This window comes from Streptomyces sp. NPDC056231 (assembly GCF_048270745.1).
Classification (GTDB): Bacteria; Actinomycetota; Actinomycetes; order Streptomycetales; family Streptomycetaceae; genus Streptomyces.
In genome coordinates this window covers 16,762-38,396 of sequence record NZ_JBLVKW010000073.1, presented here as the reverse complement: position 1 = coordinate 38,396, position 21,635 = coordinate 16,762, and the positions used below count along the sequence as shown (strand labels likewise).

Below are 21,635 nucleotides of genomic sequence, written 5' to 3'. Positions count from 1 at the left end.
GGGGGGGCCCCCGCCCCGCGGCCCCGGCCCCCCCTCTCCGTACGCCTGGAACGGCTCAGACGGTCGTGATGACCTCGTCGTAGGCGAGACGCGGCAGACGCGGGAACCAGGCGTCCTCGCCCGGCTTGCCGATGTTGACGACCATCAGCAGGCTGTGGTCGCCGTCCAGGAACTCCTTCTCGATGCCCGCGGCGTCGAAGCCGGTCATCGGGCCGGCGGCCAGGCCGGCGGCGCGGACGCCGACGATGAAGTACGCGGCCTGCAGGGCGGCGTTCAGCGCGGCGGACGACTCGCGGACCGGGCGCTCGGAGAAGAACGCGTCCTTGGCCTGCGGGAAGTGCGGCATCAGGGCCGGGAGCTCCTCGTGGAACTCGTTGTCGGCGGCCAGGATCGCGACCAGCGGAGCGGTGGAGGTCTTCGGCTGGTTGCCCTCGGCCATGTGCTTCACGAGGCGCGCGCGGGCGTCGTCGGAGCGGACCAGGACGACGCGCAGCGGCGACTGGTTGAAGGCGGTCGGGCCGTACTTGACCAGGTCGTAGATCGCCTGGACCTGCTCGTCGGAGACCGGCTCGTCGGTGAAGGTGTTGGCGGTGCGGGCCTCGCGGAAGAGGAGGTCCTGGGCAGCGGGGTCAAGAACGAGGGACATCTTGCGGAATACCTTCCGGACGGATACGGATCAAGCGATATGGCGACCGTAGGCGATAGGTAGGTTAACTTTCAACTAAAACCTGACCGGAGTGAGCCACTCCACAAACGTGTGAGAAGTGCGCCAGGCCGCCCGGCTTCTGACGAGGCGCACAACCACCGGGCGCGCCGGATCTATTCCGGGCCCGGGCTCAGCCCGCGTCGCCCTGCCCGTCCGGCTGCTCCTTCCCGGGCTGGGCGAGCGCCTCGTCCAGCCGGGCCCGGGCGCCCTGCAGCCAGTGCCGGCACACCTTGGCCAGCTCCTCGCCGCGCTCCCACAGCGCGAGCGACTCCTCCAGCGTCGTGCCGCCCGCCTCCAGGCGCCGCACGACCTCGATCAGCTCGTCGCGCGCCTGCTCGTACCCGAGCGTGTCCGTGGCGGCAGGTGCCGTTGTCGCGTCGTCCGTCATGTGATCCACCCTATGTGTGAGGTACGACAACCAGGTCAGAGCCGAAACGGCGGGGCGGCGCGTCCGTCATTCGGCCACCCGCACGGTGAACTCGCCCTCCGACACCCGCGCCCGCAGCTCGTCGCCCGGCGCCCCGGCGTCCGCGGGGGAGCGGACCACATGGCCGTCCGGCCGCTGCAGCACCGCGTACCCGCGCTCAAGCGTCGCCGCGGGTGACAGTGCGACCACCCGCGCCCGGGTGTGGGCGAGCTCCGAGTCCGCCCGGTCCAGCAGATGGCCCAGCACCCGGCGGCTGCGCCCGATGAGCGCGTCGACCTCCGCCGCACGCTCGTCCACCATCCGCTGCGGCTGCTGCATGGCGGGCCGGCCCAGCGCATGGGCCAGCCCCCGCTCCTCCCGGTCGAGCAGCCCTCGTACGGTCCGCAGGGCCCGGTCCCGCAGCTGCTGCACCCGGTCCAGCTCCTCGCCCACGTCCGGCACGACCTTCTTCGCCGCGTCCGTCGGCGTGGACGCCCGCAGATCCGCGACCAGGTCAAGCAGCGGGGAGTCCGGCTCGTGCCCGATCGCGGACACCACCGGCTTGCGGCACCCGGCGACCGTACGGATGAGCTGCTCGTCCGAGAACGGCAACAGGTCCTCCACACTGCCGCCGCCGCGCGCCACGATGATCACATCGACATCGGGCAGGTCGTCCAGCTCCTTCACCGCCTGGACCACCTGGTTCACCGCGTGCACGCCCTGCACCGCGGTGTTGCGCACCTCGAACCGGACCGCGGGCCAGCGCCGCCGCGCGTTCTCCAGCACGTCGCGCTCGGCCGCCGACGCCCGACCGCAGACCAGGCCGATCAGCTGTGGCAGGAACGGCAGCGGTTTCTTCCGGTCCAGGGCGAAGAGTCCCTCCGCGGCCAGGGACTTCTTCAGCTGCTCCAGCCGGACCAGCAGTTCGCCGATGCCGACCGGCCGTATCTCGGTGGCCCGCAGGGACAGCTGGCCGCGGGGTGCATACCACTCGGGCTTGGCGAGGATGACGACCCGCGCACCCTCCGTCACCACATCCGCGATCCGGTCGAAGACCTGACGGAAGCAGGTCACGCTCACGGAGATGTCGTGCGACGGGTCGCGCAGCGTCAGGAACACCACTCCGGCACCCGGACGTCGCGACAACTGCGTGATCTGCCCCTCGACCCAGACGGCGCCGAGCCGGTCGATCCATCCCCCGATCAGCCGTGACACCTCGCCGACGGGCAGCGGAGCTTCCGCGGACGTATTGAGAGCCATGCGAGCGAGCGTATCCGCCGCCACGGACAACGAGGCAGCCCCAGACACGCGGGAGACTCCTTACACGGCCTCCTCCACGACAGGGAGTGCGGGGAGACCGTCATACAGCCGGGCGCCGCCCGAACTGCAACGCCAGCACCACCAGCCCCACCGCCAGCCAGAAGACCCCCACCACCTGAGCGCTCGCCGTCGCCTCCGCGATCACCGCGACCAGCACCCCCGCACCCACCACCGGCATCAGCACGTGCCGCCACCAGCTGGGCGGCCCATTCATCCGGCGTACGGCGAACCAGCCGATCACCGACGCATGCAGCAGTACGAACGCCGTCAGCGCCCCGATGTCGACCACCGAGACCAGCCGGTCGAGGCCGTCGGCGCGCCGGGCCGCCCACACCGCCGCCACCAGCGTCACGCCCGCGGCGATCAGGATCGCGGTCCGCGGCACCCCGGACCGCGGGTCGACCCGGGCCAGCAGTGTGGGCAGCCGCCGCTCCCTGGCCATCGCGAACAGCAGCCGCCCCGCCGCCGCCTGCCCGGCCAGCGCCGCGAACGCCGCCCCGATCGCCTTGCTGACCGCCACCAGGTCGTGAAGCCAGGTGCCGACGGCGAAGTCCACCGCGTCGTAGAAGGCGGACCCCTGCCTGGCCGGAGCGGCGGCCAGCTCCGCCGACGTCATCGGTTCCAGCAGGGCCGCCAGATAGCCCTGCGCCACGAACAGCGCCCCCGCGAGCACCAGACAGAACAGCACCGCCCGCGCCACTTTCTCCGAGCCGCCGGTGGCCTCCTCCGCGAACGAGGCGATGGCGTCGAAGCCCAGGTACGAGAGCACGGCCACCGACACCGCGCCCAGCACCGCCGTCGTCGAGAAGCCGGAGTCCCCGGTGAGCGGCGTCCACCAGCCGCGTTGCGCCCCGTTCCGCACGAGGACGACCACCGCCGACACCAGGAACACCGCCAGCACCGCGATCTCCATCGCGAGCACCGCGAAGCCGACCCGGGCGGCAGCCCGCACCCCCCACAGGTTGAGCAGCGTGGTGACGACCACCGCGAGCGCCGTCCAGACCCACCGTGACACCGACGGCACCAGCGCGTTCATCGCGATCCCGGAGAAGAGATAGGCGACCGCCGGGATCAGTAGATAGTCCAGCATCGCCATCCACCCGGCGATGAACCCGGGCCCCTCCCCGAGCCCCTTGCGCGCGTACGCGAAGACCGAACCGGCCAGCGGCACCACCCGCACCATCTGGGCGTAGCTGAAGGCGGTGAACGCCATGACGACGGTCGCCACGACGTACACGAGCGCGACCGCACCGCCCGATTTCGCGTCGAGCGTGCCGAAGATCCCGACAGGTGCCATGGGCGCGATGAACAGCAGCCCGTACACCACCAGATCCCGGAACCCGAGCGTCCTGTGCAGTCCCGCCCGGTCCGTTCTGCCCTTGGCCATGAGCCCTCCGTAGATCGCGCGGACACGGTCGCGTACGGGGCGTACGTCGCGTATGGGCAAGTCTCCAGACCCGGCCGATCCCGCGCCTGTTCGGCACGGCCTTACGATGGGACGCATGACTGCTACGCCCAGCCCGTCACCCGCCACCGACCCGAGTGCGGGCGCCACGCGCCGCGTCCTGCTCGCCGCGCCCCGTGGCTACTGCGCGGGCGTGGACCGTGCCGTGATCGCCGTCGAGAAGGCCCTGGAGCAGTACGGGGCCCCGATCTACGTCCGCCACGAGATCGTGCACAACAAGTACGTCGTGCAGACGCTGGAGAAGAAGGGCGCGATCTTCGTCGACGTCACCGCGGAGGTCCCCGAGGGCTCCATCGTGATGTTCTCCGCGCACGGCGTCGCACCGGCCGTCCACGCCGAGGCCGCCGAGCGCAAGCTCGCCACGATCGACGCGACGTGCCCGCTGGTCACCAAGGTCCACAAGGAAGCGGTCCGGTTCGCCAAGGAGGACTACGACATCCTCCTGATCGGCCACGAGGGCCACGAGGAAGTCATCGGCACGAGCGGCGAGGCGCCCGACCACATCACCCTGGTCGACGGCCCCGAGGACGTCGCCCATGTCTCCGTGCGCGACGAGTCGAAGGTCGTCTGGCTCTCCCAGACCACGCTCTCGGTCGACGAGACGATGGAGACGGTGGACGCGCTGAAGGAGAAGTTCCCCCAGCTCCTCTCGCCGCCGAGCGACGACATCTGCTACGCCACGCAGAACCGCCAGATCGCGGTGAAGAAGCTGGCCGAGGACGCCGAGCTGGTCATCGTCGTCGGCTCCAAGAACTCCTCGAACTCGATCCGCATGGTCGAGGTCGCCCTCGACGCGGGCGCCCCCGCCGCCCATCTGGTGGACTTCGCGCACGAGATCGACGAGGCCTGGCTGGAGGGCGTCACCACGGTCGGCCTCACCTCCGGCGCCTCCGTCCCCGACGTGCTGGTCGACGGCGTCCTGGAGTGGCTGGCCGAGCGTGGCTACGCAGACGTGGAGACGGTGAAGACGGCCGAGGAGTCGATCACCTTCTCGCTGCCCAAGGAGCTCCGCCGGGACCTGCGCGCGGAGGCCGAGGCACTCTCCGCGAAGTAGCCCCGGGGGTGCTGGTCCGTGCCCCGGGAAGTGGGGCGCGGCGCGGCGCGGGCCCGTACCGTGGGTCGCATGCAGATCTTCGGCGTGGACATCGGCGGATCCGGGATCAAGGGTGCTCCCGTGGACCTGGACCGCGGAGACCTGGCGCAGGAGCGCCACAAAGTACTGACACCGCAGCCGGCCACGCCCGAGGACGTGGCCGACAGCGTGGCCGAGGTGGTCGGCCACTTCGGCTGGTCGGGACCGGTCGGCATCACCTTCCCGGGCGTTGTCACCGGCGGTGTCACCCGCACAGCGGCCAATGTCGACAAGGGCTGGATCGACACCGATGCCCGCACCCTCCTCAGCAACAAGCTGAGCCTTCCGGTGACGGTCCTCAACGACGCCGACGCGGCGGGAATCGCCGAGATGACGTTCGGCGCCGGGCGGGGCCGCAAGGGGACCGTGATCATGCTGACGTTCGGTACGGGGATCGGCAGCGCTGTCTTCATCGACGGGCAGCTCGTGCCCAACACCGAACTCGGCCATCTGGAGCTGAACGGACACGAAGCCGAGAAGCACGCCTCCACGAAGGCCAAGGAGGACGAGGAACTGAGCTGGCACCACTGGGCGCACCGGGTGCAGAGGTACCTGACCCACGTGGAGATGCTGTTCTCGCCCGAGCTCTTCATCATCGGCGGCGGAGTCAGCCGCAAGGCGGACAAGTTCCTGCCGCTGATCGACCACGTCCGGGCCGAGATGATCCCCGCGGAGCTGCAGAACAACGCGGGCATCGTCGGCGCGGCCATGGCCGCGGCAGACAGCTAACCCTTCGGACGCCGGGTCCGCGCCGCCCGCGCGGCCAGCAGCATCCGCCGCCGGCGCTGCCGCATCAGCCGGACCTTGCGCACGGTGGCGATGAGCCCCGCGACGAGCGTGCCGCCGTACAGCCAGCCGGCATGGACGGCGAGCGCGGTGACGACCGCCATCGTCTGCCCGCCGAAGCCGCCCGTGCCGCCGGAGATCGGAATCACACCGACGGCGAACGCGATCGGCACGCTGATCGGTGCGGTCACCAGGTCGGCCGGCCGTACCCACAGTGCGGTGAGCACGCTGACCGGCAGGAACAGCACCCCGTACACCGTCGGTGAACCGTCGAACAGCAGCCAGTCGAGGCACGCCAGCGAGAACATGGCGGCGGCGGCGAACAATCCGGCACCGATGCCGGTGAGCCGAGGACTGGGCAGCCGGCGCAGCGCGAGCACGGCGGGCGGCACCGGGCGTGCCCGGGGGCGGGGCGAGCCCACAGTCCGACAGGCGGCGTCGGCCTCGTCGAGGGTGCCCTGCGGGGACAGCGGGGGCTGCTGAGGCGACTGTCGGTGCCGAGGGGGACGTGTTCTGGGCTGCTCCACCGGGACAACGTAGGTCGCGAAGCGGGAGGACAGAGGCGTGGGACACGCCCTTTGGGTGACCTTGGCGATGAGTTCGATGCCACATGGCCGAACGGGAACCGGACCGTCCCCGCGCCAGACCTGTGACTACCCGCTTGCCCCCGCCCGTAAACTGGAGAATCGGCCCATCCATCCTTACTGCAGGAAGTCGCCAACGTGTCGCTCACGATCGGAATCGTCGGTCTGCCGAATGTCGGCAAGTCGACCCTGTTCAACGCCCTGACCAAGAACGACGTGCTGGCGGCCAACTACCCGTTCGCCACGATCGAGCCGAACGTCGGCGTGGTCGGCGTCCCCGACGCGCGTCTGAACAAGCTCGCGGAGATCTTCAACTCCCAGAAGCTGCTCCCGGCAACCGTCGACTTCGTGGACATCGCCGGCATCGTGCGCGGCGCGAGCGAGGGCGAGGGCCTCGGCAACAAGTTCCTCGCGAACATCCGCGAGTCCGATGCGATCTGCCAGGTCATCCGTGCCTTCAAGGACGAGAACGTCGTCCACGTCGACGGCAAGGTCTCGCCCAAGGACGACATCGAGACGATCAACACCGAGCTGATCCTCGCCGACCTCCAGTCCATCGAGAAGGCCGTCCCGCGCCTCACCAAGGAGTCCCGTCTCCAGAAGGAGAAGGTCGCGGTCCTCGCCACGGTCGAGGAGGCCCAGAAGATCCTGGAGTCCGGCCAGACCCTCTTCGCCGCGGGCATCACCGCAGGCACCGAGAAGGGCAAGCTCCTCCACGAGCTGCACCTCCTCACCACCAAGCCCTTCCTCTACGTCTTCAACGTCGACGAGGACGAGCTGGTCGACGAGGACTTCAAGAACGAACAGCGCACCCTGGTCGCCCCCGCCGAGGCGATCTTCCTCAACGCCAAGATCGAGTCCGAGCTCATCGAACTCGACGACGACGAGGCCCTCGAACTTCTCCAGTCCATGGGCCAGGAAGAGCCCGGCCTGGCCACCCTCGGCCGCGTCGGCTTCGACACCCTGGGCCTTCAGACCTACCTCACGGCAGGCCCGAAGGAAGCCCGCGCCTGGACGATCAAGAAGGGTGCCACGGCCCCCGAGGCGGCCGGTGTCATCCACACCGACTTCCAGAAGGGCTTCATCAAGGCGGAGATCATCTCCTTCGAAGACCTGGTCGAGACGGGCTCGGTCGCCGAGGCCCGCGCGAAGGGCAAGGCCCGCATGGAGGGCAAGGAGTATGTGATGCAGGACGGCGACGTGGTGGAGTTCCGCTTCAACGTGTAGCTGCCTCGTTGCTGTATGTAAGGCGCTTTTGTCGCGTGCGCAGGTCAGAAGGGGTCGGACCCCGACGAGTCCGACCCCTTCTGCGTTCCCGCGCTGACATGGTGCTGACTTTTCAGCTGCTTCGGGGCGGCGTGAGCTTGTCGAGGTCCAGACTGATGGCGAAGGGCACCGGGCGTTGGAGGGTGCCCCGGAAGATACCGGCGGGCGCGTAGGCGCCGGTGGGTTCGTCGAGCTCGTAGACGTGGACGACGGGTGCCCCGTCCTCATCCTCGATGCACCAGTAGTGCGGGATGCCGGCCTCTGCGTACTTGCGAAGCTTTACGGTGCGATCGCGGTGGGCGGATTCGGGGGATACGGCCTCGACGACGAGCTTCACGTCCTCTGGGGCGTACCAGGTGCGGTCGGGGTCGTAGGCCAGGTCAGTCAGCAAGAGATCCGGCTCGGGGCGGTTGCGGGCATCGAGACGGATCGTCATCTCCCGCTCGACCTCGAAGCCGGCCGGCGCCTGCTCCATGAGTGTGGTGGTCAGGGCGGTGACGAGGCGGCCATCCCAGGACCGCTGGGGCGACATCATGAAGACGAGGGCTCCGTCGATGAGCTCGGTGTGGCGGGGTGCCTCGGGGAGGCGGTCCAGGTCCTCCGCGAACCAGCCTTCCGCGCGCGGCGGGCGCATCCAGTCGGGCAGTGCGGTCATGAGCCGACCCTAGTGATTGCGGCCGTCAAGAGGGGATGTTGTGCTACTGATCCATAATCGGCGCAACCGAAGCTGCCCAGGGTGGGCAGTCCGTCGGTGATTATGCGGGTTGCGTCACGACCGATGCCGACCAGCTGCACGCGGGCGGCCGGACGTTCACCCCGACGAAAGACACCTCTGCCCGACGGCTCGAGCCGTCGGGCAGAGGTGTTTCGGCGCTGCTGACCCGAGCTCAGAACAGTGAGTTGTTGCCCTTGAGCCGGCGGCGCAGGAAGGTGGCGAAGGTCTGGTCCTCCAGGTGCGTGAGCGCGGTGCCGTCCGGCTCGATATAGGCGACGCGCCAGTCCTGGGGATCGGTCTTCATGGTGAGCCAGCCGAACGCCTTGCCCTCCAGCTCTCCCCACTGCAGGAACAGCCGGTCCTCCGTCAGCCAGGTGGCGCGCGCGACGGGGAACACCCGCATGCCCGCGACGACCCCGCCGGGGAACTCCCGCATGATCGCCAGGTAGTCCTCCGGGAGCGGGGTGGACGACTCGTTCACGGCCCGGTCCAGAAGCTCCTCGGCGTACTGCCGGACAATGGGCACACCGAGACCCCGTACCGTGGTGACGATTTCCTCCGCCGCCCCGATGTCCCGGTTCGCCAGCACCGTGGCAGTGGCCCGCATGTCGTCCGCGACATTCCAGAACGAGCCCGACTCATATTCCTCGTACGTCTCGAATGCGGGTATCCCCTCGGGGCGTCCGACAAGAGCCCGCGCGGCGAAATCCGAAGCGGAAAAGGGAAGTTCCAGCCACAGCTGGAAATCCTTGTCCGTGAGGACGGTCGTCCAATTCGCAGTGCTGGGGTCGGTGGTGTCCCACAGCAGCACGCCGTCTCGGGCCGTGCGGCCCCACGGCACCATGCCGCCGGGCTGCGGGAAGAGGGACAACGGAAGCACGTGCTCCCGTGAGCGCAGGGAATCCCGCATGTCCGCGAGGCGAAGCGCGGCGTCCGCCGTGAAGTCCTCCAGGGAGCGCACGGGGACGTCGGAGCGGTTGAGGAAGACGGAACCCGCGATCACCCCCTGAGGCAGCGCCTTGACCAGCAGCTCGAAGTCCTCGGGCACGACCTGCCCGTACCCCTCGCCCTCCTCTCGCACCGGGGCGACGAGTTCGAGCAGGCGGACGACATCGAGATGATTCATGTATTCCTCTCCGAACGGCATCGGCGGTGGGGTGCGCGACCAACGGCCGCTCACCCCACCGCCTCATCTGTGCCGGATCAGTCCCTCGAGGGACTCATGACTCCAGTGATCCGAGAGCCCATCAGTCGTGGACTCCGGAGGCTATCAGCCGGGAGAACGAACCCGACGCGCTCGATACGTACATGTGGACGCCGATCGGGTTCACCATGTTGGGAACGTAGACCGGAACGGACTGGTAGTAGACCTTCTCGCCCAGCTTGAGGCGCCTTTCGATCTCGTACTCGACCGTACGCATGCCCTCCTTCTGGTTCTGGTACATGGTCGTCGGGACGATGTTCTCCCGGTAATGGCTGCCGCCGAATTCACGGGCGATGAGGTGAGCCCGGTTCCAGTCGTCGGCCTCGTCCTGGAGGTCCCAGCCTCTAGGGTTCTGCGGGCCCGTGTTGTCGACGTTCGCCGGAGAGGCGGGGTTCAGACAGGCGAACCCGCCGGTGGCTCGACCCTGCCCGTCCACCGGGGTGTTCCACACGAGGCTCGGACCGGAGGAAGCCTGGCACTTTCGGTTCTCCTCCCCGGCGCGGTCGATCGCCTTGCGCTGAGGAGAGTTGTCCTCGCTGGCGCTCGACGACGACAGGCCCGAGAAGATCCGGACCAGCATGGAGACCGCTGCTCCGGTGTGGAAGCCCTGCGGGCCGCTTCCGCCGCCGCCCGAAGGCGGGGTGGGAGCCGGTCCAGGCGCCGGCGACGGCGTGGGGGCGGTGCTCGTCCCGCTGGACGAGCTGGACGGGCTCAGGTCCTCCGCAGTCGGCATCAGGTTGCTCAGCGCGGTGGCCGCGTCCGAGAGGTTCTGCTGACCCTGCGGCGTCGACGCGTACAGCGCCGTGACCAGAGCGGCCCCTGCCCACCAGAGGGCCGGGATCGCGAAGGCGAAGTGACCGTCCAGCTCGACGAAGCTGGTGGGGTTGCCGCCTGCGAACGAGTAGCGGTTGCCGGTGAACGGATCCGCGCCCATGTTCATGTCGGCCAGGGCGCCGTTGTACATGTCCCGGGTGGTGAAGCGGTTGAGCCCCGGGCTGTAGTCCCGGAAGCCCATGTCGTACGTCTCCGACTGGGCGTCCCAGCGCTTCGCGTTGAAGCGGTAGGGGTTGTACTCCTGCTTCGTCGGGTCCGCGGTGTCCGGCTTGTCGATGCCCGTGAACTCCGACTTGTCGTCGGAGCCGTAGGCCGTGTAGCCGTACGTCGCCTTGGTGTCACCGCTCTTGTCGGTCAGCGTCTCGACGTCGGTGTGCGAGTTGTAGCCGTAGAAGCCGTCCTCGCCGGTGCCGTCGGCGTTGTGCTTGACCTGGGACAGGCGCTCGCCCCACGGGCTGTACTGGTACGACTTGGTGAGCTGTCCGGCGACTTCCTCGCTCAGCACCTCGCCGGACAGGCCGAGGTAGTTGAAGTCGGTCGTCTTGCCTTCGGCCGTCTTCGAGGCGGTGCGGTCGAGCGGGTCGAAGGTGTACTTCGTCGACTTCAGGGCGCCGGTTTCGTCCATCTTCTGGGACTCCACGACGTGGTCGAAGCCGTCGTACACACTCCTCTCGATGACCTGGCTGCCCGAGGTGACGGACTCCTGCCGACCGAACGGGTCGTAGTTGTACGTGGCCGCCGAGCCACCGGTGGTGGCCCGCAGCAGCCGGTTGCGGTCGTACTCGTAGGCGGTGGTGACGTTCTTGACCGTCTGCGAGACGACGTTGGCGTTGTCGTCGTGGACGTACTTCTCGGTGCCCGCGCCGTTGCCGGTCTTGACCGACTCGGTGAGCCGGCCCACGGCGTCGTAGGTGTAGTCGGTGGTGGAGTCGAGGTACGCCGCGTGGTTGTCGGCGTTCATCTTCTTCGCGACGTCCTGCGCCTTGTTGCCGTTCAGGTCGTAGGCGTAGGTGTGCGAGGAGACGAGCGTTCCGGAGCCCTTCTTCTCCGTGGTCGACTTCAGGTCACCGCCGAGGAGGTACGTGTAGTCGACGGTGTTGCCGTTGGCCTTGGTCTCCTTGAGCCGCTGGCCGCGGTCGGTGAACGTGAACGACGTGACCTTCGGTGACGCGTCCGAGGCGGACTTGCCGACCGAGATCGACTTGACCAGCTCGCGCAGGTCGTAGGTGTACTTGGAGAACTGGTCCGGGTGCGTGGCCGTGTCGGCCTGGCCGTTGGCGTCGTACGTGTACGACGTGACCTTCTTCTCCTGGCCCGTGAGGGCCTCGGTCACCTTCTCGACCTGGTTGAGGCCGGTGTAGGCGACCGTGTAGGCGTCGATCTTCGCGCCCGAGGAGGTGTCGTCGATCGACGTCAGATTGCCGTTGACGTCGTAGGCGTAGGCGAAGGTGTGCTTCTCGCTGTCCGTCTCTCCGGACGTGTCCCGCACCAGCTTGACGGCGTCGGCGACCACGATGCCCGAGCTGCTCGGCTCCAGCTTGAGCTTGGCGTCGTTGCCCTGCTTCAGGCTGTAGGAGCCCAGCGTCACCCAGGTTCCAGTGCCGGCCGTCTGGTCCTTGGTGACCGACGGGTGGGTCGTCGCCCCCTGCGCCAGCGTGTACTTCGCCGCCGTCGCAGCGCCCGAGACCTTCGGGTACTTCACATACGCGGTGTACGTGCCGTCCTTCGGGATGTTGAGCGTCCACGTGAAGGCATCGGTGCCCGTGCCGGTCGCGTGGGTGCGGTGGTTGTAGCCCTGCTGGCCGGCGACGTCGCCGGTCGCCCAGGTGCCCGTGGCGGAGGTGTGCTGGATGTCGGAGTTGTCGACGAGCACGACCGACTTGCCCACCGGCACGCCGTCGTCCGACTTGGACTTGAGCTTGCCGTCGGGGTAGTACGACTGCGTCATGGTGCGGTCCGAGGAACCGCCGGCCGACGTGAGCGTACGGGCCTTCTGATACCCGAGCTCGGTGTAGTCGTACGTCGTGGTGATGTCCCACGGGTCGGTGGACTTCCTCGTCCAGCCGTTGTCGAAGTACTCGAAGACCGTGTCGTTGCGGACCGTCTGACCCTCCGACGGCGGCAGCGACTGTCGTTCCACCCGGCCCACCGCGTCGTACACCGTCTGCGTGTAGACGTTCGGGTCGCTGTTCTTGGGATCCGTCGGGTCGTACGGCTGGAACTGCTTGACCGGACGGTTCAGCGCGTCGTACTCGGTACGCGAGGTGAAGTCGTCCGCAGTGGCCGTCGCGGTGCCCTTCGGCGTGATCACCTTGGTGGTGTTGCCGGCCTGGTCGTACTCGTACTTGGTGGTGCGGAACGTGGTCCCGTCGTACGGACCCTTGACCTCGGTCTGCTTGCCCCGCTCGTCGTAGGTATAGGTCGTGGTGCTGTTCGCGGGGTCCGTGGCCGTAAGGACGAGACCGTCCTTGTCGTAGGTGCGCGAACTGGACTTGCCCGCCGCGTCCGTGAAGGTGGTGACCTGGTGGTTCAGGTCGTACACCATCTTGGACGTGTAGTCGGTGGTGTCCGGGGTCGCGTTCTTCTTCGGGTCGACGACCTTGACGGCGTTGCCGACGTTGTCGAACTCGTAGGAGATCTTGTGCCCCGCCGCGTTGACGGCCGAGGTGAGCTGGTAGATCGCGTCGTAGTGGTTGGTGGTGACGTAGTCGGTGGTGTCCGAAGTCGTCAGCGAACCCTTCGGCTCGGTGACGGTCTTGAGGTTGCCCGCCTTGTCGTAGGTGTACGACGTCCGCCGCTCGGGCGACGTGGGCGTGTCCTTGGGCGCCGTGGCCGAGACGAGCTGGTCCGCGGCGTCGTAGACCGCGTTCGAGACCGCGCCGTTCGGCGACGTCGACGACGTGATGTTGTCGTTGGCGTCGTAGACCGGTGCGGGGGTCGTGATGAACTCACCCGCAGCCTGGACCTTCGGGACCTTGTTCTCCTTCGGACGTCCGAAGGTGTCGTACGTCTGGGTGGTCTTCTTGCCCAGGGCGTCGGTGACCTCGGTGACCTGACCGCGCTCGTCGTAGACGAAGTCCGTCGACTTGCCCAGGGCGTCGGTGATCTCTGCCGGGTATCCGGCGGGACCGAACGTGCCGGAGGTCGTCGCGTTGCCGTTGGGGTCGGTCGCCTTGGTCAGCTGGCCGTAGGAGTTGTACTCGTACGAGGTGGTGTAGTCGCCGGCCGCGGCGGTGGAGACGCCCTTGGGATCGGTGACCGTCTTGAGGTTGCCGAAGGAGTCGTAGCCGAACTGCCACTTCCGGCCCTCGGGAGAGGTCTTGGTGAACAGGTCGGCGGAGTATCCGTCCAGCCGGGTCTGGTACGCGTACTGGGCCGAGTTCGCCGGGTACGTGCCCGGGGCGCAGTCGCCCGGGGGCGGGACGCCCGACTTGTTGCTCTCCGCGTCGCGCTTCCAGAGCGGGTAGCCCGTCTTCTGGTCGTAGCAGTACGCGGTCTTGGCCCCGTTGGCCTCCTCCAGGTACGTGACGTTGTTGTCCGCGTCCCACGAGAGCTTCGTCGACTCGGACTTGGCGTTCGTCGTCTGGACCGGGCGGCCGAAGTCGTCCGACACGTAGTCGGTCGCGTGGTTCTCGGCGTCGGTCACCTTGGTGTCGACGAACTTGGCGTTCCCGGCGTCGACCGCGTAGTCGAAGGTGGTGACGCCCTGCAGACGCTCGGTGATCGTCTTGGTCCACCAGTGGTACTTCGGGTCGTCACCCGCCTTCGGGGCGAAGTACGTCATCGACGTGGCGTTGCCGCGCGGGTCGGTGACCTTGACCAGCTTGACGTTCTTGTTGCCCTGGATGGCGTCGTACTCGAAGCCGAACACCTTCGGCTGGGACGAGCCCGCACCGTCGGTGATCTTGGTGAGCAGACCCTTGTCGGAGTACTCGAAGGTGAACGTACGACCCGAGATCTCGGTCATCGACTTGATGTGGTCGATGATCTTCGGGTTGCTGCTGTCGGCCTTGGCGTAGTAGTCGATCGTCAGCGACTGCCGGCCGGCCGGATCGGTGATGTACTTGAGGAACTTGGTCGGCTTGTTGTTGGACTTCCGCTCCTCGTACGTATACGTCTGCGTGTTGCCGTTCTTCTCGATCAGCGACGTCATGTAGCCGTCGCAGCCGAAGAGGAACCGCGTACCGTCGGGACGGGTCATCGTCCAGGCGTCGGGGACCGGGTCCTTGAGCGGGGTGCAGTCCAGACCGGGCTTCGCCGTCAGCTTGAAGTGGACGCCGGACGGGGCCTTCCACGCGTTGTTGACCGAGTCCCATCTGAAGACGTGCGTGGTGCCGTCGCCGTCCGGGAGCCTGATCTCGGTCGGGTTCGGCTTGGGGTGGAACTCAAGCGGCGCGCCGAGCCGGATCGGGCCGGACGCCTGGAAGGACCAGCCGTATCCGGAGACCGTGTCGGAGGTGTCCTGGCTGTTGTAGGCGAACCGGGCGAAGGTGGTGACACCGCGGCCGGGGTTGGTGAACGCGTTGTACTGCCAGACGCTGTTGCCGGACGCCAGGTTGTTCATGACGGTCGAGCCGGCGCCGGTGTTCTTGCCCGTGTAGGAGTAGAACTTCTCCATGCCGAGCTGGTTGGAGGTCGGGTCCTCCACCGCGACGTTCTGGTTCAGGCCCGGGATGCCGTCGGTGCCCGAGACCCAGGTCGAGGTCGTCTTGTTGTAGACGTCCCAGGTCAGCACATAGTCGGTGCGCTTGTTGCCCGAGTCGGAGTTGATCGGGGTCTTCACCTGCGCCTGGAGGGTGACGGAGTCACCGGGGGCCACGTCCTTCGACAGCGCGGTCTGGATCTGATTGCCGCCGTTGGTGACGTCCGTGCCGTCCGGCAGGGCCCACTTGTAGGTCAGGACCTGGTTGGCGGCCTTCCACGTCGAGGAGGTGGTGTTGGTGAGGGTGAGGTCCACCGTGTAGGTGGTGTTCGGGGTCATCCGCGCCGGGGTCTGCGGCGCGTAGTACGTCGACTCGGTGGTGGAGTCGATGTACGTGACCACGATGCGCGGCCGCAGCCGCTCCTCGGTCGCCTCCGAGGAGAGGAAGATGCTCCGCTCCTGCGAGGCCGCCTCGTCGGCCATCTTGATCACGACGCCCTGCTGGGAGGCCGGGGTGGTGACCCAGCCCTGGGCGAGGGAGGTGACGTTCCAGTCGTGGCGGGCCGGGTCGTTGGACATGGCCGGGGCCGTGTCGGCCACCGCCGTGCCGTAGTCGCCGCCTGCCGTGGTCCAGTTGGTGGTGGTGTTGGCCTTGACCCAGGTGGCGGTGGTCTCGTCGAAGTCCTTCGTCAGCGGCCGCAGTTCATAGCTGCCCCCGGCGTTGGAGAAGGTGGTCTGCGTTCCCCACAGCCGCACCTTGGCGTCCAGGACGCGGGCGGTCGACGGAATGCCCAGTTCGGGGAACTTCAGCAGGGTGCGGGTCTTGCCATAGGTGGCCGAGTTGTTGCCGACCGTGACCCAGTTCTGCGGCTGGCCGTCCTGCACGGTGTCGTGCGGCAGCGTCGACTCGGTCGAGGACAGCGTGGTGTCCTGCGCGGCTTCGAACACCTTGGTGGTGCGTCCGGCCTTCGGCAGGCGCACCAGCTGGGTCGGGGCCGAGGTGACCTTCCCGTCCTTCGTCTTGACCGCGACCATGTAGTAGTACGCGCGGCCGAAGGGGTCCGCGTCGTCGGCCTTGGTCGGCACCGCCGTGGTGTCCGTGAACTTTGTCGTGCCCGGGGCGACCGGGGCCACGAGGGTGGACGCGGACGGGGTGAAGGTCTGGTAGACCGACCGGTGGACCTGGTACTCGGCGATGTCGTCTGCCGTGCTGATGGCAGACGGATCGGCGTACGCGGACCAGTTCAGCTCGGCACCGGTGTCGTGGATCACCGAGGGGGCGTCCAGGGTCACGCCCGGGCGGCCGTAGGTGAGGACCAGCTTGGGGTAGTTGACGGTCTCGCCGCCGTAGCCGAACTCCGAGGCTTCGTAGCGCGGGCCGCCCTTGGGGGCGCCTGCGGCCTCATTTGTGGCCTTGATGACGAAGCCGTTGTTGGTGCTGGTGCCGTCGAGCCAGGACTGGACGGTGTCCTTCACCGAGAAGGAGTGCCACTTGTTGTACGTGTTCGCCGGCATCGAGACGGTGCCCGGCTTGGTGAAGCGCACGGCGTCCGCGATCACCGCGGTGGAGGTGGAGGCGGGTCCGTCACCGAGAACGATCCTGCCCGCGGTGCCGGCCTTGAAGGGGTGGGCGCCCAGCGGCTTCCAGATCCCGCCGGTGCCGGTCTGCTGGTCGACCGTGTAGGCCTTGCTGCCGCCGTTGTAGGTGACGGTGTACGGCACCGCGGTGGAGCGGTCGTTGGCCGGGATGGAGTGGACGTCGACCTGGTAGGTGCCGTCCTCCGGCAGCTTGGGCTGCCAGGTGTAGGTGTCACCCGCGACCGAGTCCTTGTTGTACAGGTAGTCCCGGTTGACCGCGTACTGCGTGAACGCCGTGTTCCCGGAGGCGGGCCAGGCACCCACCGCCGCGGTCGTGCCCTCATCCCCGTCGTCCACCAGCGTGGTCGACCCGGACAGCTCACCCACCAGGGCGCTGGTCTTGTCCCACGTCGCGCCGGCCTCGTCCCAGGCACCCGTGGCCCGGTACGCGCCCAGCTCCACCGGAGCACCCGCGCTCACGCCGGTGTGCGTCTGGTCGTAGTACAGCTGCAGCCGGGCGTCTTCCAGCGTGGTGTTTGCCGGAACGCCGGACAGGCCGAACCTCACCAGCGACCGCGCCGCGGCCCCGGCCGAGTCCAGACCGGCCGACATCCGCCACGAGCCGTTGAAATTGGTTGCCGGAGCGGACGACAGGACCATCGTGTCCTGCGATTCCGTCGGCGTCGGTGCGACCTCGATGGTCGGATCGATGACGACCGGGTACTGCCGCTCCTTGGCGGCCAGCCACTTCGCGTCCGGGGTGACGACGAGCTTCCAGCCCTTGCCGTCCCTGACCAGCTTCTGGCTGACCTTGTTGCTGTAGCCGACACCGTACCCAGACGTGGCGTCCTTCTTGGCGTCCGTCATGAACGCCGCAGGTATCTGCAGCACCGGGTGCGGACCCTCGCCGTAGAAGGCGACCGACCCGTCCTTGCCGCCCTTCGGCGTCAGCCCGCCCGTATCCAGCGTGAAGGTGAACTGCACCGCGCCCGCAGGCCGTTCGGCCAGGACGATGTTCTCCTTCACCCGGCCCGGACCGACCTCGTACGACAGGTCCGCACCGGACGCGACGTCCTTGTACGTGACCGTGTCACCCTTGGCGACGGGTGCGAGCTTGCCCGCATCCTCCAGACCCAACGTGACCGCATGACCGTCCGCCGACTCGAACCGCAGCAGCTTCCGCGCATTCGAACCGAACCAACTACTGGCTGTGTTGGTCGTGTTGGCGAACTCGAAGCCCTTGGTTCCGGTCGGGGTGACCGTCGGGTCGATGTCCTTCCAGGACTTCCCCGCCCGGTATCCGGTCGGCACGGCCGACACCTCGGCCTGCACCCGTCCGTCGGACAGCTTCCAGTAGCGAGCGTTCGCCGTCCGCTTGCCCGTCAGTTCCGCGAGGCGTTTCGCCTTCGCGGCCGGCTTGCCCTGTGGCAGCTTCTCGCGGCTCGGCAGCAGGGGAGTTCCACCGGTCTTCGGCTCGCTCTTCTTTCCGTCCTCGTCCTCCGAGAACCAGCCCGCCAAGGCATCGACGATACCCTTGCCGGAATCGTTCGAAACCGGTGCTGCATAAGCGACTTGTGGCAGCATGGCCCCAACGACGCCTGATATCACGAGGCAGGCTATCGCCCGCCCGTATCTCACTTTCACGCCATTCCCTTCATCGGCACCTGTCTCGCGCTGGGCGAAATAGGCGCAACGACGCGCCGGCGCGGGCGCTCCGCCGCCGGTCGCGACATACCTGACCTCGACCGGAGCACCTCAGAGCAGGTCGAATCAGGCCACCTTCCATTTACCGGAAAGCAACCTCGCCAGAAGTGCGCCGATCGCAGCGGAGGGATCCTTGTCACAGAGGTGAGTGCCCGTCAACTGTTTACACATTCAGGGTATTTCGCCGATCGGTCGGTGGTGATTTGCGGTCGTCTTGCCCGACTTCTCCGAAGCCTGGCGTCTGCCGAATGTGATGGTGTATAACCCAGGCGAATTAACCTCGACAGAAAGCGCGGCCATGCCGACGACCGAAGAACCGGAAGGACCGGACGAGTCCGAAACCCCGGACGCCACAAGGGTTTCCTCCAATCCGGACGATCGCCGCATCGACCGCGGCGGCATCGCCGTCGCGGTGGCCCTGCTGCTCGCCTGTGGCGGGTTGGTCACCTACGGAGTCCTCGACACCGAGGACGAGCCGGCGGGCAAGCGGGCGACGACGCCCACCGCCGAGGTGGTCTACGAGGTGCTCGGCGAAGGCGCGGCCGACATCTCCTACCGCGGGGCCGGCGGCGACAAGGCGGACGTCGTGACCAACGTCGGCCTGCCGTGGAGGAAGACCGTGAGCGTTCCGCTCGGTTCTTCCCCGATCGTCAACGTCACCCTCGGCGAAAAGGGCGGCACGGCCAGCTGCACCCTGACCGTACGTGGCAAGCACGTTCAACGCGCCACCGCCACCGGCGCCTTCGGCCGGACCACGTGCAGCAGTGAACTCCCCGCCCCCGAAGCTTCCGCAGCCCTTGGAGAAGCCCAGTGATCCCACACGTCTTCCGCCGTACCACCAGGGTCGTGGCGGCCACCGCCCTCACCCTCGCGACCCTGGGTCTCACCGCCCCGGCGACTTCGGCGGCGCAGCATCCGGACGGAGTGCGGAGCATCGCGCTGCACGGCTCCGACCCCGCCCAGCGCGCGCTGTCGGCTCGGCGCACGGAACCGTTCAGCATGCTCGGCGTCACCTGGGCGGACTCGCGCGCCGAGCTCGGCGGCACGGCGCAGGTCCGTACCCGCGACAGTCTCACCGGTGTCTGGTCCGGCTGGCATGACCTCGAACTCGACGTGCGTACGCCCGAGATCGGGGCCGACGCCGGTGACGGCGAGGTGCGCGCCGGCACTCAGCCGCTGTGGACGGGGCCGTCCGACGGTGTACAGGTCAGGGTGACTGGCCGTAACGGCGCGCAGTCGAAGCTGCCCGCGGGCCTGCGGGTGGAGCTGGTGGACCCGGAGCGCGCTGCGGCCGCCACCACGTCATACGGCGTCACCGCCAGGGCCGCGACGTCGACTTCCATGGCGAGCACGGCTCCGCAGCCGGTCGTCACCCCGCGCTCGGGCTGGGGCGCCGATGAGTCCCTGGTCAAGGACCCGGCGACGTACACCACGGACACGAAGGTGGTGTTCGTGCACCACACGGCGGGCACCAATGACTACACCTGCGAGCAGTCGCCGGACGTGATCCGCGCGATCTTCCTGTACCACGTGCAGGGCCAGGGCTGGAACGACATCGGCTACCAGTTCCTCGTCGACAAGTGCGGCACGGTCTTCGAGGGCCGCGCGGGTGGCATCGACAAGCCGGTCGTCGGCGCTCAGACCTACGGCTTCAACACCGACACCACCGGCGTCGCCGTCCTCGGCAACTACAACGACGCGATCTCCTCGCAGCCCGTGCTCGACGCGGTGGCAGGGGTCGCCGCCTGGAAGCTCGGCCTGTACGGATACGACGCCGCCGGCACGGTCGAGCTCACCGCGGCGGCCGACAACGGCAAGTACAAGAAGGGCCAGAAGGTCATCCTGAACCGAATCTCGGGCCACCGCGACGGCTACCCGACGGAATGCCCCGGAAACAACCTGTACGCCGACCTGGCCACCATCCGCGCACTCGCCGCGGCGGCGCCCGGCACCTAGGGGGTGTTTCGAAAGTCCTGCCGGGCGACGCCCACTCCGTCCAGGAAGGAGTTCATCGCACGGCGAAGTGACCGGACACTGCCGTGACGCGGCTGAACTCGGCCGCGTCGAACGCGACCGCTGCCCACGGGGTGTCCTGTGCTTCCGGAGCGTGCCCGGCCCGTGGACAATCGCCGCCATGAGCGAAGAGTCGATACGGAACTACCTGGCCTCGGTCGAGGGCCGACTGGCGGCAGACGGCTGCGGACCGCGCTGGGAGGACTGGGCGGGCGTGCCGGTCCTCGTCGGCCGGCGGGCCGACTTCCGGATGCGGTGGGCCGCGACCAACCTGCATCTGTTCACCGTGGCCGCCGCCGTGCCCGAGATCACTGTCCCGGTCATCGACACGTTCACCACACAGGTGCTCGCGTACGCCAAGAAGAACAAGGGCGGGCTGCCCGTCGGTATGCAGACCGGCGTCGCCTGCTTCCCCCTCCTGGTCAGTGACCGGATCGACCCGGCCGCGATGGCCTGGGCGGAGGAGAAGCAGCGCAACAGATTCGCCTGCTTCGCCCGTCCGGTCGTCGTCGACACGGTGCGGGGGTACGTGGGGATGTACCGCGGGAAGCCGGCCGTCGGGCGCGTCTACGCCGGGCACCTCATCGAGAAGGGTGCCCGGTACTTCCAGCCGCAGCAGGGCTGAGGGGCCGGTACGCGGTCAGGGGTACCCGCGACCGGGGTGGGGAGGACCGTGGCGAGAGGGACGCGCGAGACGCTCACCGTGCGAACGTAAGGATGACGGCGCCGCGGGCGGGCGACGCGCGGGGTGAACGGCCGGCAGTTCGACCGACGGAGGAGAAACGGAATGTCGTACCCGGAACCGACGTACACGGACGGCAAGGGCGAGATCAGCGCCACGTACCGGCCGGCGGGCACGGCGGCGAATCTGCTGACCCGCAGCGGCGGGAGTACCCACTATCTGGCGACCACGGAGACGACGCACGGCGAATTCGGGCTCTACCGGATGGACATGGCGCCCCGAGCCGGCGGACCGGCCACACACTTCCACCGGTCCATCTCGGAGTCGTTCTTCATCCTCGACGGGACGGTGCGGATCTACAACGGCGAGCAGTGGGTCGACGCGACGCAGGGCGACTTCGTCTACGTACCGCAGGGCGGTCTGCACGCCTTCCGGAACGACTCCGAGGCCCCGGCGTCGATGCTGCTGCTGTTCACACCGGGTGCGCCCCGCGAGGAGTACTTCCAGAAGGTGGCGGAGGCCGCGCAGTGGTCGGAGGAGGAGCGGGCCGAGTTCTTCATCAAGCACGACACGTACTGGACGGACAGCCCTTAGCCTT

General features: G+C 68.1%; 15 protein-coding genes. 7 read left to right on the top strand and 8 right to left on the bottom strand.

From position 1 onward, the window contains the following. Positions 1 to 55 precede the first annotated feature (55 nt). The 4 genes from ACNPQM_RS35255 to ACNPQM_RS35240 form a co-directional block, all read right to left on the bottom strand. A complete protein-coding gene (locus ACNPQM_RS35255; protein ID WP_358861414.1) occupies positions 56 to 646 on the bottom strand; it encodes a malonic semialdehyde reductase in 591 nt (196 codons plus the stop codon). A 190-nt stretch (positions 647 to 836) separates the two neighbouring features. Beyond that, positions 837 to 1,094, bottom strand: a complete 258-nt coding sequence (locus ACNPQM_RS35250) for an exodeoxyribonuclease VII small subunit (RefSeq protein ID WP_266981993.1) — start codon at positions 1,092 to 1,094, stop codon at positions 837 to 839. Between the two features lie 66 nt (positions 1,095 to 1,160). Beyond that, positions 1,161 to 2,372 (bottom strand): exodeoxyribonuclease VII large subunit, encoded by a 1,212-nt coding sequence (gene xseA / locus ACNPQM_RS35245; RefSeq protein WP_418087173.1) that lies wholly within the window; start codon positions 2,370 to 2,372, stop codon positions 1,161 to 1,163. Between the two features lie 100 nt (positions 2,373 to 2,472). Then, complete coding sequence (locus tag ACNPQM_RS35240; protein ID WP_358861417.1) at positions 2,473 to 3,819, bottom strand: APC family permease; 1,347 nt, start codon at positions 3,817 to 3,819, stop codon at positions 2,473 to 2,475. 106 nt (positions 3,820 to 3,925) lie between these two features. On the opposite strand from ACNPQM_RS35240, the gene ACNPQM_RS35235 reads away from it, so the two are divergent. Both ACNPQM_RS35235 and ppgK read left to right on the top strand, forming a co-directional pair. Continuing rightward, on the top strand, positions 3,926 to 4,951 hold the full coding sequence (locus tag ACNPQM_RS35235; protein WP_418087172.1) for a 4-hydroxy-3-methylbut-2-enyl diphosphate reductase: 1,026 nt from the start codon (positions 3,926 to 3,928) through the stop codon (positions 4,949 to 4,951). 69 nt (positions 4,952 to 5,020) lie between these two features. Further along, positions 5,021 to 5,758 carry a polyphosphate--glucose phosphotransferase gene (gene ppgK, locus ACNPQM_RS35230; protein ID WP_358861419.1) on the top strand — a complete coding sequence of 246 codons (738 nt, stop codon included), beginning with the start codon at positions 5,021 to 5,023 and terminating at the stop codon, positions 5,756 to 5,758. Here the strand turns inward: ppgK and ACNPQM_RS35225 are convergent. Beyond that, on the bottom strand, positions 5,755 to 6,342 hold the full coding sequence (locus tag ACNPQM_RS35225) for a DUF6542 domain-containing protein (RefSeq protein ID WP_418087171.1): 588 nt from the start codon (positions 6,340 to 6,342) through the stop codon (positions 5,755 to 5,757). The two genes, ppgK and ACNPQM_RS35225, sit on opposite strands and share 4 nt — an antisense overlap. A gap of 195 nt (positions 6,343 to 6,537) precedes the next feature. Here ACNPQM_RS35225 and ychF point away from each other — a divergent pair, with 195 nt between their 5' ends. After that, positions 6,538 to 7,626 (top strand): redox-regulated ATPase YchF, encoded by a 1,089-nt coding sequence (gene ychF / locus ACNPQM_RS35220; RefSeq protein WP_358861420.1) that lies wholly within the window; start codon positions 6,538 to 6,540, stop codon positions 7,624 to 7,626. A gap of 112 nt (positions 7,627 to 7,738) precedes the next feature. Here ychF and ACNPQM_RS35215 read toward each other — a convergent pair whose 3' ends face one another. From ACNPQM_RS35215 to ACNPQM_RS35205, 3 genes are all read right to left on the bottom strand, one after another. Then, on the bottom strand, positions 7,739 to 8,320 hold the full coding sequence (locus ACNPQM_RS35215) for a Uma2 family endonuclease (protein WP_418087170.1): 582 nt from the start codon (positions 8,318 to 8,320) through the stop codon (positions 7,739 to 7,741). A gap of 232 nt (positions 8,321 to 8,552) precedes the next feature. Further along, positions 8,553 to 9,506 (bottom strand): hypothetical protein, encoded by a 954-nt coding sequence (locus ACNPQM_RS35210; protein ID WP_418087169.1) that lies wholly within the window; start codon positions 9,504 to 9,506, stop codon positions 8,553 to 8,555. Positions 9,507 to 9,627: 121 nt separating this feature from the next. After that, complete coding sequence (locus tag ACNPQM_RS35205; RefSeq protein ID WP_418087168.1) at positions 9,628 to 18,222, bottom strand: DNRLRE domain-containing protein; 8,595 nt, start codon at positions 18,220 to 18,222, stop codon at positions 9,628 to 9,630. Between the two features lie 334 nt (positions 18,223 to 18,556). On the opposite strand from ACNPQM_RS35205, the gene ACNPQM_RS35200 reads away from it, so the two are divergent. From ACNPQM_RS35200 to ACNPQM_RS35185, 4 genes are all read left to right on the top strand, one after another. Next, positions 18,557 to 19,156 carry a hypothetical protein gene (locus ACNPQM_RS35200; RefSeq protein ID WP_418087167.1) on the top strand — a complete coding sequence of 200 codons (600 nt, stop codon included), beginning with the start codon at positions 18,557 to 18,559 and terminating at the stop codon, positions 19,154 to 19,156. A 32-nt stretch (positions 19,157 to 19,188) separates the two neighbouring features. After that, complete coding sequence (locus ACNPQM_RS35195; protein WP_418087166.1) at positions 19,189 to 20,298, top strand: peptidoglycan recognition protein; 1,110 nt, start codon at positions 19,189 to 19,191, stop codon at positions 20,296 to 20,298. Between the two features lie 178 nt (positions 20,299 to 20,476). Beyond that, the gene (locus ACNPQM_RS35190; RefSeq protein ID WP_418087165.1) at positions 20,477 to 20,980 is read left to right on the top strand and encodes a levansucrase; all 504 of its coding nucleotides are present in this window, start codon (positions 20,477 to 20,479) and stop codon (positions 20,978 to 20,980) included. 162 nt (positions 20,981 to 21,142) lie between these two features. Then, positions 21,143 to 21,631: a cupin domain-containing protein gene (locus ACNPQM_RS35185; RefSeq protein ID WP_418087164.1), complete on the top strand. Its 489-nt coding sequence runs from the start codon at positions 21,143 to 21,145 to the stop codon at positions 21,629 to 21,631. Positions 21,632 to 21,635 lie beyond the last annotated feature (4 nt).